The sequence below is a fragment of the Rhodococcus rhodnii NBRC 100604 genome (genome assembly GCF_001894925.1).
GTDB lineage: Bacteria > Actinomycetota > Actinomycetes > Mycobacteriales > Mycobacteriaceae > Rhodococcus_F > Rhodococcus_F rhodnii.
In genome coordinates this window covers 42,736-55,576 of the sequence record NZ_BCXD01000006.1, presented here as the reverse complement: position 1 = coordinate 55,576, position 12,841 = coordinate 42,736, and the positions used below count along the sequence as shown (strand labels likewise).

Below are 12,841 nucleotides of genomic sequence, written 5' to 3'. Positions count from 1 at the left end.
CGGACTCACCCTGCGAAGTCGAACACGACGTCGCGCTCGGCGATGAGCCATCCGTCGACGCCGCGCACGAGCCGATCGTCGTACCGGCCGATCGCCGTGGGGATCGCCGCGTCGCTCCGAGTGTCCGGCGCGGAGAGATACACCGTGAAGTAGGAGCGCACGCGCGCGCAGTCACCGGTGACCTCCGCTCGCGCGTTGGTCACGATGTGTCGCATCAGCGTTCCGGCGGGGATCGACGCCACGAATCCGTCGATCCCGTCGTGCCCCTCCACCGCCCCCGACGGACGCCGCCAGCGACCGTCGGCGACGAAGAGCGATTTCATCGTCTCGGTGTCACCCTCGTCGAGGGCCGCGGTGAAACGCAGCGTCGTCTGCACGCAGTCCCATTCGTCGGCGACCCGTGGCCCCCGTTCCGCTGCCGTCGAGTCCGGCAGCGCGTCGACCGTCATGTCGGGCTCCCCGTGGCACCGGCGGCGCGCGCCGCGAACGTCGTGATCATCGAACCGACGCCGTCGATCGACGTCGTGAGTTCGTCGCCGGGCTGCAGCACGATCTTCGGATCGCGCGAGAACCCCACTCCGCTGGGGGTACCGGTGAACAGGAGATCCCCCGGCATCATGGGGACGATCGCCGAGATGTACGCGATCAGTTCCGGAATCGAGAACACGAGATCACTCGTCCGCGACTTCTGCATCTGCTCGCCGTTGAGCGAACACGCGATCTCCACGTCGTCCGGGTTGTCGAATTCGTCCGGCGTGACGACGACGGGGCCGATCGGCGCGAACCCGGCGAACGACTTGCCGAGCGAGAACTGCTGCGGCGCGTCGCCGGCCCACTGGACCGCTCGCTGGGACAGGTCCTGGCCGACCGTCAGGCCGGCGACGTGCGACCACGCGTCCCGAGCCGCAACGTTCTCGGCGCGCGTTCCGAGGACGGCAACGACCTCGGCTTCGAAGTCGACCGGCCCCGTGGGCAGTACGACGCGGTCGTACGGTCCCGTGACAGCGGCGGGAAACTTGGTGAACACCACCGGGATCTCCGGGATCGGGAGCCCCGATTCGACCGCATGCGCGCGATAGTTCAAGCCGACGGCGAACACCTGAGGCGGCCTGGGTACCGGACAGCCGACATTCCCCGGTCGGACGTCGAGGTCGGCGGGCCCGGCGAATCCGCGAGCCCAGTCGCAGAACTCGCCCCACACCCCGTAGATGTCCTGGACATCGGAGGAGAAGCGTCCCCCGCTCGCCGCAGCGATGTCGACGGCACCGCCACCGACGGCGAGGGCCGCCCTTCCGGACGACACGAGAACTCTCACAGCAGTGCACCTTTCGCTTGGGACGTGCTCACCTGTCCACTCGTTCGCGAACGTCGGGACGCAGCCAGTGAGCTGAAGACGTCGAGGATGTCGGCGCGATCGACCGCATCGAGCGCCAGCACCGCGGAGACCTCGGCGCCTTGGAGGATGCGCTTGACCGGCACCTCGAGTTTCTTCCCGGTCCGAGTGTGCGGCAACGCCGCCACCTCGATCACGTCGTCGGGAACATGACGAGGGGAGACGTCCCGCCGGATCCGCTCGCAGAGCTTCGTTCGCATAGCGTCGTCGAGCACGTGCCCCTCGGCCATCGTGACGAACATCGGCATCCAGTACTCGCCGTCGGTCTCCTCGACACCGACGACCAGCGCTTCCCCGACCTCGGGCAGCGCCTCGATCACGGCGTAGATGTCGCCGCTGCCCATGCGGACGCCGCGCCGGTTGAGAGTGGCGTCGGACCGGCCGTGGAGTCGTGCCGACCCGTCCGGCGTGAACGACACCCAGTCACCGTGCCGCCAGACCGTGGGCCATGCGTCGAAGTACGAGGCGCGGTACCGCGAACCATCGTGGTCGTCCCACAGGCGCAGCGGCATACTCGGCAACGGCCGGGTGACGACGAGTTCGCCGACATCGCCGGTCGTCACCGGCGTGCCGTCGTGCCCCCAGGCCGAGACCGCCACGCCCAACGCCGGTGCCGACAGTTCGCCCGCCCACACCGGTACGCCCGGCGCTCCGGCGAGGAAGGCTCCGGCGATGTCCGTACCACCGCTCGACGAATGCACCGGCACGCCGATGGCGTCGCGCGTCCAGCGATGGAGCGACGCGGGAAGCGGAGATCCGGTCGATCCCATCGAGGAGAGCGCGTGGAGATCGTGGTCGCGCGCCGGCTCGATTCCCGCGTCGGCGGTGGCGCGCAGGAAGCCCGGGCTCGTACCGAAGAACGTCGCCTCCTCGCGTGCCACGAGGCTCCAGACCTTGGCCGGATCGGCCGACCCTTCGTAACACACTGCGCTGCAACCGGTGACGAGTGATGCGGCAAGTACGTTCCACATCATCCAGCTGGGCGAGGTGTACCAGAAGAAGCGGTCCGCCGGGCCGATGTCCATGTTGAGCTCGAGCATCGTATGCATCTCGAGACAGATCCCGCCGTGACCGTGAACGAGCGCCTTCGGCGTCCCTGTCGTACCGGACGAGAACAGCGCCCACAGTGGGTGGTCGAACGGCACCGGCTCCGGTGCAACCGGGCCGGCGCACTGCAGTGCGTCCTTCCAACCGATCCAGAGATCCGAACCGCGTTCCGGTTCCGCTCCGAGGCGGGCCGACACGACGATGCGGCGGAGCGACGGCAGGGACGCCTCGATCTCACGTATCGCCGCCACTCGATCGTGTCGTGTTCCGGCGAAGGTGTAGCCGTCCGCCGACACCAGGACGACTGGTTCCAGTTGCGCCATGCGTGTCACGACCGCCGAGGCCGCGTAGTCCTGCCCGACCGACGACCACACCGCCCCGATGCTCGCCGCCGCGAGCAGTCCGACGATCGCTTCGGCCGAGTTCGGCAGATATCCGGCGATGACGTCGCCCGATTCGACTCCCCACGCACGCAGCGCTCCGGCGAGCGCGGCGACCTCGGATCGAAGCCGGGCACGGGAGTAGGTGTCGCTGGAGAGGTCGTCGGACACCACGACCAGCGCGCAGTCGTTGTCGGCGCCGACGGAGAGAGCCTGCGCCGCGAAGTTCGCGGTTGCACCCGCGAACCACCGAGTGGCGGGCATCTCTCCGTCGAGGATGCGGCCGTCGGACGGAGTTCCGATCTCGAAGAAGCGACGCACCGCTTCCCAGAAGTGCTCCGGATCCGCAACCGACCATGCGTGCACTGCGCGGTAGTCGGGAAACTCTGTGCCGCATCTCGATTCGGCGAAGGAGCGGAAGCGAGCGAACGCCGAGTTCGCGTCGGGCTCGGTGTCCGTAGCACTCCACAGCACGACCCGATCGTCGCCGTCGGCGGTCACGCCCGGCTCCCGTCCCGCGCAGAGACCTCGTCGAGGAAGGCGGCCACGGCATCGACGACGACGCGCCCCTGATCGTGCAGGACATGATGGCCGGCCCCGTCGACCGTCAGCAGGCGCGCACCCGGGATCGCCGCCACCATGGCATCGCCCCACCCCGCACGGACGTCCTCGGCACCCCACACGACCAGCGTCCGGCAGGCGATCTCCGGTAGCCGCGCCTCGACCGACTCGTAGCTCGCCGGGACGCGGGTGGCGTGCGGCATCGCAGCGCGCGGATGCGACAGCATGACGTCGAGTTCGTTCGTCGCGTCGCCGGGATTCGCCTCCACCCAGCCCTTCGCGTGGAAGACCGGCTGCTGAGCCGCGAGGAGCCTCCGGCGCTCCGCGTCGTTCTCCCGTGCGAGTGCGTCACCGAGGCGCGCCATCGCGTCGAGCGCAGCGGCAGCAGGACCGTCCGGCCCTGCCGAGAGGGTCACGAGTGCCGCCACCCGATCGGGATGCTCGAGCGCCACCCGGATGGAGACTGCGCCGCCCTGCGAGAGCCCGACGAGCACAGCCGGTCCCGCATCGATCACGTCGATCAAAGCCGCGAGGCCCTCGACGAGTTCGGGCGCACCCCAGCCCGCCGAGTTCCATCCACTGCTCCCGTGGCCGGGCCAATCCGGAACCACGCACCGGAAGCGAGTCGAGAGCTCGTCGACGAGGCTGTCGAACATCACGTGCGAGGACAGGGTTCCGTGGGTGAGGACCACGAGCGGCCCGGCACCGACGTCGCGATACGACCACGTCACGCCGTCGATGTCGGCGGTGTGCATCGTCGCGTCCTCTGCCCTCGTCATACGACCGCTTCCGACGCGACACCGTCCAGATTCCCCACGCCGCGAACTACGTCGAGGACGTCGCCGACGTCGTCGGGAAGTACATCGCCACGCCACGCGATGTGCTGATCGGGCCGGATCAGCACGAACGTCGCCCCGTACAGGTCGAGAAGGTCGGGTCGCTCCGGCACGAGGACCGTCAGCGGAATCCCGCGTTCGCGCGCGGCGGCCTCGAACGCCTCGGTCTCCGGATCACTGCCCGCCGTGACGAGGAGCGTGAAACCGACTCCGAAGCGGTCGTAGAGCGACGTCGTCTCGTCCAGCCAGACGTGCGGCGCCCGGCACCCCGGGGATGCGCAGGGCACATAGGTTCCCTGGTCGAGCTCGGGCGGCACGGAGCCGTCGGATCGGACCACAGGCGAACCGTGATAGTGCGTTCCCAACTGCGCGCCGAAACTCTTGAACTCCTCCACCTTCGACGTGGCGATGACGGTGCCCACCTCGAGACGCAGTGCTGCCCCCTCCGGCGTATCGGCGGACAGACCCTCGGTCGTGAAGGACGCGGCGTTGCGATTGGTGTTTCCGACGCACGCCTCCTGGATCCAGCGAATCACCGCACTCCGCTCGTGTCCGTACGAATCGAGCAGCGCGTCGCCACCCCAGCCGTCGATCGCCGCTGCGAGCTTCCATCCGAGATCGGCCGCATCGCCGATTCCGAGATTCATGCCGAAGCCGCCCATCGGCGAGATGAGGTGCGCCGCATCGCCGGCCAGGAAGACCCTGCCCTCCCGGAACGTCGGCGAGAGCAACGAATGGATTCGTACCCGGCCTCCCTGGATCGGGGTGACGTCGATGTCGAAGCCGATGTTGCGAATCAGCGCCGCCCGGGCGTCCTCCCAGCTGTCCGGGTCCAGTCCGTCGCCGACGGGAAGCATGCCGAACATGTACCGATCGTCGCTGTCCTGTGCGATGAGCATCATGTTGTCTCGATGCTCGTTGATGAAGAAGAAGAACGAGGACCGGCCCACCGTCATCCGATCCTTGAGACCCGGGGCGTGGATGTACCAGATACTCGCCTGCACGAGATCCGGCACACCTTCCATCCGGACGCCGAGCTCGTGCCTGATCTCGCTGCGGCTGCCGTCGGCGCCGACGAGATACTGAGCCTGCTCCTCGTGTTCGCCCGAGTCGTCACGGTACCGAACGCTCACACCGGACTCGTCGTGCTCGAATCCGAGTACCTCACAGCCGAATCGGATATCGATCAACGGGTTCGCGACAGCGGCGTCCTGCACCGTCTTCTCGATGCCCGCATTCGGAGCGAACTCGGCTCGATCGGATGCGAAGGGGAGGTTCTCGTCGAAGACGAAGATCTCGGTGAGGTCGGCGACGACGTGCCCGTCGAGGGAGGTGACATAGGTGATACTGCGAACGAAGTCGTCACCGACGGGATCGTTGGCGCGCAGCGCCTCCGAGATTCCCCATCGCCGGAAGTGCTCCATGGAGCGAAGGTTGGTGAGATTGGTTCGAGCGTCGAAACACTCGCCGTGACGGCGCTTCTCGAGGACGACGGAGCGAACGCCGTTGTGTGCGAGTTCGAGCGCGGTGCAGATCCCGACGGGGCCGCCACCGGCGACGATCACCGGGTGCATGGTGTTGGGGAGAGCGATGCTGTCGGACATCGGAAGACCCTTTCGGCGCGGCTCAAGCGGATACGACGGGAGCGGTGAGGGCGATCATCGGGTCGGGCAGCGCGGGACCGGACTTCGCCCAGGACCGGGTGGTGAGTTCTGCGACGGACGCACCTGCCCGGCGGGCCTCTATCATCCGGACGACGTCGAACGCGGGACCGACGCCGTCCTCTTCGTAGTCGGGACCGTTCATGTAGGCGGTGGCCTCGTCCGGGTCGGCGAAATTGTCGATCTGGAGCTCGACGAAGTTGCCGTCGGGATCGCGGTAGTACAGCGACGTCGTGACGCCGTGCTGCACGGGGGTCGCCGGCTGGATTCCGCGCTCGGCGAGGAACTCGTACCGCGCGAGCAGATCGTCGAGCTCCTCGAAAGTGAAGGCGACGTGGTGCATTCCGGCGGCGCCCATGTCCTTGTTCGCGAGGCCCTCGGGCGGTGCGACGAATGCGATCCGGTGATGCTCCTCGTCGCACGTGATGAACGTGAGGTTGTGGCCCGCGAACACGACGTGACCGTCGAGAAGGGTGGTGTAGAAGTCCGTCATCTCGTCGGGTCGGCCGGTCTGAAGGACGACGTGTGCGAGGCGGGGGGATGTGGTTGCCATCGATACTCCCGAAGCCGGTGATGTAGGCGAGTGATCGGCATCGCTTTGTCGATGCCATGTGATGTACGCTACAAATATATCTTATAACCTGTCAACTATCTAATAGCCGATTCAGTGCGCGGGGCTCGGAGCGACGGGCAGAATGACCCGACGTCCGAACGAGAAGGGGGCACGATGAGCAGCGAGAATATGGTTCGGCCGGTGACGACCCGGGCATCGTCGACGGTCGACCTCGTCCTGCACGAGATACGGCGCTCGATCATGAACGGGGCACTGGCTCCCGGCGAGCCGTTCGTCGTACAGACGCTCACCGCACAACTGGGCGTCAGTCACGTTCCGGTTCGCGAAGCCCTTCGCCAACTGGAGGCCCAGGGACTCATCGAGCTCAAGCGTTCCCGGAGTGCCGTGGTCACCCCGCTCGACCTCGACGACCTGCAGAACATCTATCGGATGCGTCTGTGCACCGAGCCGACGCTTTCTGCGCAGTCCGTCTCGCTTCGGTCGCCCGCGGAGCTCGATCGACTCGCCGAGATCGTCGAACTCATGACGCTCGGGCACGGTTCCGAGTCCACCTGGGACCTCCACCGCGAATTCCATGCGGGGCTGATCCAGCCCGCCGCGGGAGTGTGGGGGCTGCGTGTCGCCCGGGTGCTGTGGGACGCCGCCGAGCGCTACACACGGATCACCTTCGACACCGTCGGCCAGGAGCCCGACGACGTCGAAGAGGGACGCCGCCGGCACCTCGCCCTCGTCGACGCCGCGCGGAGCCGCGATCCCGAGCGGATGAATGCCGAGATGCACTCCCACCTCACCGGCAATCTCGAGACCGTCGCCACGCGCCTTCGCGCCGTGGCACTCGACCCGAACACGACTCCGACCACCCCGATGTGAGGACGACTCCATGACCGAGGCGACGACCCATTCCACCGAGCCGGCACCTGCGAGCACTCCGACGCGCTCCGACGACCGCCTCGCCGCGATCGAGGCGCGGGTGCGCTGGCTCTCGACTGCAATAGTCCACCACGCCAATCGGGTTCGTCCGAATCCGACCGGACTCAAAGTCGGTGGCCATCAGGCGTCGTGCGCCTCCATGGCCACGATCATGACGTCGCTGTGGTTCGAACAGCTCCAGCCGGGCGACCGGGTCTCCGTCAAACCACATGCATCGCCGGTTCTGCACGCCATCAACTACCTCATCGGAGAACTCGACGAGAAGTACCTGCCGACGCTCCGCGAGTTCGGCGGGCTCCAGAGCTACCCGAGCAGGATCAAGGATCCCGATCCGGTGGACTACTCCACCGGGTCCGTGGGGATCGGTGCGACAGCGCCGATCTGGGGAGCCTTCGCGCGGCGGTACGTCGACACGGTCATCGGCGGAGCGGGCAAGGGCCGGCAGTACTCACTGGTCGGCGACGCCGAACTGGACGAGGGCGCCGTCTGGGAGGCGGTACTCGATCCGTCCGTGGCCGACCTGGGCGAGATCGTCTGGATCGTCGACCTCAATCGGCAGTCCCTCGACCGCGTCGTGCCGAACATCGCCGCGCACCGTATCGAGTCGATGTTCGCCGCCGCCGGGTGGCAGGTGCTCACCGTCAAATGGGGCGCCCTTCTCTCCGAATTGTTCACTCGCCCCGGCGGAGACGCGTTGCGTCGCCGGATCGAGGACATGCCCAATCCCGAGTATCAGCGGCTTCTCCGGTGCCCCGCCGAGGAACTCCGCACTCGACTGCCCGGCGGCCCGGAGTCCGATGCCGTCGCGGCACTGGTCGCGACACTCGACGATGCCACGCTCGTGGACGCCATCCGCAATCTCGGCGGTCACGACCTCGGGGCGCTGCGACGTGCCTACGCATCGATCGACGACACGCGCCCGACCGTCGTCCTCGCCTACACCGTGAAGGGCTACGGCCTTCCCACTCAGGGCCACCCGCAGAATCATTCGTCGCTCCTCACCGACGCGCAGTTCGCCGAGTTGGCGCAGGCGTCGGGGATGGACGCCGGCCGACCCTGGACGCGGTTCGGCGACGACTCTCCCGAAGGACGGCTGTGCCGCTCCGTCGCCGAGCGACTGGCCCGCGAACGTCGCGACCCGACGGAGCCCCCTGCTGTTCCGGCGGACATCGGACGCACCCCCTCCGGGACCTCCACGACACAGGCGGCACTGGGACGGGCCCTGCTCGATCTGACGCGAGAGGCTCCCGAGGCCGCGCGTCGCGTCGTCACCGTCAGCCCCGACGTCAGTTCCACCACCAATCTCGCCGGATGGTTGAACAAGGTCGGGGTCTGGTCGCCCGCCGAACGCAAGAACTGGTTCGACGACGACAAAGAGACGATGATGCACTGGCGCGAGAAGCCGACAGGCCAGCACATGGAACTCGGCATCGCCGAGACCAACCTCGTCGGGCTGATGGGCGAACTCGGTGCGACCTGGAGCAGGTGGGGAGAACCGCTCTTCCCGATCGGGGTCATGTACGACCCGTTCGTGGAACGCGCGCTCGAGCCCTGGTCGTTCGGAATCTACGCGGGCGGCCAGTCGATCCTCGTGGGGACGCCGTCCGGGGTCACTCTCGCTCCCGAAGGCGGTGCACACCAGTCGATCACGACGCCGTCGCTCGGAATGGAGCAGCCGGGGTGCATCACCTACGAGCCTGCGTTCGCCATCGACGTCGAATGGACCCTGCTGTCCTGCCTCGCCCGGATGGGTAGGGCCGGTGGCTCGTCGTTCTATCTTCGCCTCTCCACTCGTCCGGTGGATCAGACTCTCGCCGACGTCCCGGCCGACCCCGCGGCACGCGAACGGCGCCGCAAGCACGCCGTCTCGGGTGGATACCTCCTCCGCTCCACGGAAGGTACGCCAGACGTGACGCTGGTCGGCATGGGCGCGATGATGCCCGAGACTCTCGCTGCGGCAGATCGTCTGGCGGAACAGGGGATCGGCGCCGACGTCGTGTGCGTGACGAGCCCCGGCCTGCTGTTCGACGCAGTGCAGGCGCGCGCCGGACGCTCCGAAGGGCCGTCGTGGATTCTCGACCGGGTTTTGCCGGCCGACCGTGCGGCGCCGATGGTGACGGTGCTCGACGGTCACCCTCACACCCTCGCGTTCCTCGCGAACGTGCGGCGTGTTCGGCACACTGCCCTCGGTGTCACCTCGTTCGGTCAGTCGGGCTCGCTCGACGCCGTCTATCGATACCACCGCATCGACGCCGACGCGATCGTGGAGGCTGCCCTCGACATGAGGTGACCGGCCGCCGCGCGTCGGTCACCGACCGCTTCCCCCTCGTTCACCCAGCGGTCACTCCGGCGGCGCTTTCGCTCCCTATGGTTCGCGGGTCGATAGCCACGATCCGCGAAAACCGTCGGGAGCGTTACGTTGAAACTTCGCCTACCACTGTCCGTTTCACACGACGGCACCTCCTCTCGCCAGGCCGTCACGTGCCGCTACAAGTGTGGTGACGCGTGCTCGCAGCACGTGCCCAACACCTCGGGCGGCGAGTACTTCCGCGACGTCGCGCGTGCCGCGATCGACCGCCGCGCCCTACTGCGCGGCAGCGCGATGGCCGTCCTCGCGGTGGGCGCGGGCTCCGCGCTCGTGGCGTGCTCCGACGACTCGGGCGCCGCCGGAACGGCCGACGCGAACACCACGACGGGCGACGGTGGCGCACCGCGGGGGACCGACTTCGAGGCGGTCGCCCCGAACACCGAGGACGCCGTCGTCGTCCCGGCGGGGTACGAGCAGGCCGTCGTGATCCGCTGGGGCGACGCCGTCCTGCCCGACGCTCCCGCCTTCGACTTCGCGAATCAGACCGGCGCCGCGCAGGCCAAGCAGTTCGGCTTCAACAACGACTTCGCCGGCCTGCTCCCGGTCGAGGGAACCCCGAACACGTACCTGCTGGTCGTGAACCACGAGTATTCGACCGAACCGTTCATGTTCACCGGATACGACGCCGAGAACCCGACCCCCGAGCAGTTCGCGGTCGGCATCGCCTCGCACGGCCTGTCCGTCGTCCAGGTGCGTGGCGACGGCGGACGGCTCGTCCCCGAGTTCGGCCCGAACAACCGCCGCATCACCGCCGACACCGAATTCGTCGTCACCGGACCCGCCGCGGGCAGCGACCTGCTGCGCACCGGTGCGGACCCCACCGGGACCCGAGTGCTGGGCACGCTCAACAACTGCTCGGGCGGCGTCACGCCGTGGGGCACCGTCCTGTCGGGCGAGGAGAACTTCAACCAGTACTTCGCGAACGCCGAATCCGTCACCGACGAGCGGGCCGCGAAGCGGCTCTCGCGCTACGGCATCGAGGGCGCGGCCTCCGAGCGCAAGTGGGAGCGCTTCGACCCGCGCTTCGACATCGCGCAGGAACCCAACGAGCCGCACCGGTTCGGCTGGGTCGTCGAGGTCGACCCGTGGGATCCGTCGTCGACGCCGATCAAGCACACGGCGCTCGGCCGGTTCAAGCACGAGGCCGCCACGATCCACGTCACCGACGACGGCACCGTCGTCGCGTACAGCGGTGACGACGAGCGCTTCGACTACATGTACAAGTTCGTCTCGAGCCGGAAGATGGACACTGGCGCGGGCGCGTCGGCGATGCGGCACAACCTCACGCTGCTCGACGCGGGCACGCTCTACGTCGCGAAGCTCAGCGGTAACTCGGAGAGCGAGATCGACGGCTCGGGCACCGTGCCGTCCGACGGCGCCTTCGACGGCACGGGCGAGTGGCTCCCGATCCTGCGCACCGGCGAGGACGGCCGCGGCGAATCGCTCGTCGACGGCATGAGCGCCGAGGAGGTCGCGGTGTTCACGCGGTTCGCGGGCGACGCCGTGGGCGCGACCAAGATGGACCGTCCCGAGGACTTCGAGCCGAACCCGCGGACCGGCAAGCTCTACGTCGCCCTCACCAACAACACCAACCGCGGCGCGGACGGCAAGGCCGCTCCGGACGAGGCCAACCCGCGCAAGAACAACAAGAACGGCCAGGTCCTCGAACTCGTCGACGACCACGCCGGGACGTCGTTCACGTGGAACCTGCTGCTGGTGTGCGGTGATCCGGCGACGGCCGACACCTACTTCGGCGGATTCGACAAGGACGCCGTCAGCCCGATCTCGTGCCCCGACAATCTCGCGTTCGATCCGCACGGCAACCTGTGGATCTCGACCGACGGCAACGCCCTCGACTCGAACGACGGGCTGTTCAGCGTCGTGCTCGACGGACCGAACCGCGGCGAGACGAAGCAGTTCCTCACCGTCCCCAAGGGCGCCGAGACGTGCGGTCCGATCGTCACCGAGGACCGCGTGATCGTGTGCGTGCAGCATCCGGGCGAGCTCGACGACGCGAGCGCCGACGCACCGGGCTCGCACTGGCCCGACGGTGGCGACTCTCAGCCGAGGCCGGCGGTCGTCGTCTCGTGGAAGCCGGGAGCGACGATCGGCGCGTGATGCGGCAGCGGGATCGGGGTGGCGTCGACCATCCCGATCCCGGTGGCCGGCGCAGCGGCCGACTCGGCGTCGGGTTCGGGCACGAAGGCGCGGATCAGCAGGACGGCGACGACGGCGACGAGCGCGACGGCCACCACGACGACGATCGGGAGCAGCCACGGAAGCGACTTCCGCGGTCCGGGACGGTTCTCAGGCACACGTCGAGGGTATCGAAACGCCCGTGCGGCCTGCGGCGACGGCTCAGACGGGGCCGTTCGAGTAGCGGGTGAAGTCGCCCTGCGCGCCGCTGTAGACGTTGAGATCGACGGCGGCGGGGATGCCGGGGAGCCGACCCGAATCCGTGTACTGCCAGAACGTCCACGTGTCCCACCCGCCGGGCAGCGGCCCCGGCGCGGCGCCGCCGTTGTAGTCCGCGATCCACAGCGGGTAGTGCGAGAACTCGTGGGTGTCGGCCATCGCCGTCCGCCAGAAGTGCGGGTACGTGTAGATGATCGGCTGCCGCCCTGTCAGCGCCTGAACGGCGTTCAGGTAGCGATGGGTCCAGTCGATGAGCTGGGCGGGCGCCAGCCCGCCGCTGTGCTCGAGATCGAGTACCGGCGGAAGATCGCCCGGTCCGTTGATCCCGAGCACGACGGTCGCGTAGAACGCGGCCTGCGCCTCGGGCGACTGCGACGGGTCGGCGTAGTGATAGGCACCGCGCGCGAGGTGCGCGACACGCATCGCGATGCAGTCGGGCACGAAGAACGGGTTCACGTAGTTCAGTCCCTCGGTGGCCTTGACCATCGCGAAGTCCTGGCCGGCGCCGCGCACCGAGAACCAGTCGATCGACGCCCCGTTCGGGTGCTGCCACGATGCGACGTCGGGCCCACGTGCGGGCTCTGCCGCCGCCACCCCCGAGCCGAGCAGGACCGTCCCCGCGAGGAGGATCGGGGCGAAACGGGTGACGGACGAGGCGATTCCGCTGCGGCGCATG

The 12,841-nt window shown here is 68.3% G+C and carries 11 protein-coding genes; 3 read left to right on the top strand and 8 right to left on the bottom strand.

The window, feature by feature from the left end; translation table 11 throughout:
• Positions 1 to 5: 5 nt before the first annotated feature.
• From RR1_RS05740 to RR1_RS05715, 6 genes are read right to left on the bottom strand one after another with little or no spacing between them, the layout of a single operon-like run.
• Complete coding sequence (locus RR1_RS05740; RefSeq protein ID WP_010837845.1) at positions 6 to 449, bottom strand: nuclear transport factor 2 family protein; 444 nt, start codon at positions 447 to 449, stop codon at positions 6 to 8.
• Positions 446 to 1,315 carry a fumarylacetoacetate hydrolase family protein gene (locus RR1_RS05735; protein ID WP_010837846.1) on the bottom strand — a complete coding sequence of 290 codons (870 nt, stop codon included), beginning with the start codon at positions 1,313 to 1,315 and terminating at the stop codon, positions 446 to 448. Before RR1_RS05735 ends, RR1_RS05740 begins: the two co-directional genes overlap by 4 nt.
• Positions 1,312 to 3,321: an acetoacetate--CoA ligase gene (locus RR1_RS05730; RefSeq protein WP_010837847.1), complete on the bottom strand. Its 2,010-nt coding sequence runs from the start codon at positions 3,319 to 3,321 to the stop codon at positions 1,312 to 1,314. The genes RR1_RS05735 and RR1_RS05730 overlap by 4 nt, the downstream gene beginning before the upstream one ends.
• Positions 3,318 to 4,160: an alpha/beta fold hydrolase gene (locus RR1_RS05725; RefSeq protein ID WP_010837848.1), complete on the bottom strand. Its 843-nt coding sequence runs from the start codon at positions 4,158 to 4,160 to the stop codon at positions 3,318 to 3,320. Before RR1_RS05725 ends, RR1_RS05730 begins: the two co-directional genes overlap by 4 nt.
• Positions 4,157 to 5,821 (bottom strand): FAD-dependent monooxygenase, encoded by a 1,665-nt coding sequence (locus RR1_RS05720; protein WP_010837849.1) that lies wholly within the window; start codon positions 5,819 to 5,821, stop codon positions 4,157 to 4,159. Before RR1_RS05720 ends, RR1_RS05725 begins: the two co-directional genes overlap by 4 nt.
• 22 nt (positions 5,822 to 5,843) lie before the next feature.
• The gene (locus tag RR1_RS05715; protein ID WP_010837850.1) at positions 5,844 to 6,431 is read right to left on the bottom strand and encodes a VOC family protein; all 588 of its coding nucleotides are present in this window, start codon (positions 6,429 to 6,431) and stop codon (positions 5,844 to 5,846) included.
• Positions 6,432 to 6,632: 201 nt separating this feature from the next.
• On the opposite strand from RR1_RS05715, the gene RR1_RS05710 reads away from it, so the two are divergent.
• The 3 genes from RR1_RS05710 to RR1_RS05700 all read left to right on the top strand — a co-directional run bounded on the left by RR1_RS05710 (position 6,633) and on the right by RR1_RS05700 (position 11,868).
• The gene (locus RR1_RS05710; protein ID WP_169847027.1) at positions 6,633 to 7,322 is read left to right on the top strand and encodes a GntR family transcriptional regulator; all 690 of its coding nucleotides are present in this window, start codon (positions 6,633 to 6,635) and stop codon (positions 7,320 to 7,322) included.
• Positions 7,323 to 7,332: 10 nt separating this feature from the next.
• Complete coding sequence (locus RR1_RS05705; protein WP_010837852.1) at positions 7,333 to 9,672, top strand: transketolase-like TK C-terminal-containing protein; 2,340 nt, start codon at positions 7,333 to 7,335, stop codon at positions 9,670 to 9,672.
• Positions 9,673 to 9,801: 129 nt separating this feature from the next.
• Positions 9,802 to 11,868 (top strand): PhoX family protein, encoded by a 2,067-nt coding sequence (locus RR1_RS05700; protein WP_040772785.1) that lies wholly within the window; start codon positions 9,802 to 9,804, stop codon positions 11,866 to 11,868.
• On the opposite strand, the gene RR1_RS05695 is transcribed toward RR1_RS05700, so the two are convergent.
• Together RR1_RS05695 and RR1_RS05690 are read right to left on the bottom strand one after the other, a co-directional pair.
• Positions 11,811 to 12,065 (bottom strand): hypothetical protein, encoded by a 255-nt coding sequence (locus RR1_RS05695; RefSeq protein WP_040772786.1) that lies wholly within the window; start codon positions 12,063 to 12,065, stop codon positions 11,811 to 11,813. The two genes, RR1_RS05700 and RR1_RS05695, sit on opposite strands and share 58 nt — an antisense overlap.
• Positions 12,066 to 12,108: 43 nt before the next feature.
• Positions 12,109 to 12,840: a glycoside hydrolase family 25 protein gene (locus tag RR1_RS05690; protein WP_040772788.1), complete on the bottom strand. Its 732-nt coding sequence runs from the start codon at positions 12,838 to 12,840 to the stop codon at positions 12,109 to 12,111.
• Position 12,841: the final 1 nt, after the last annotated feature.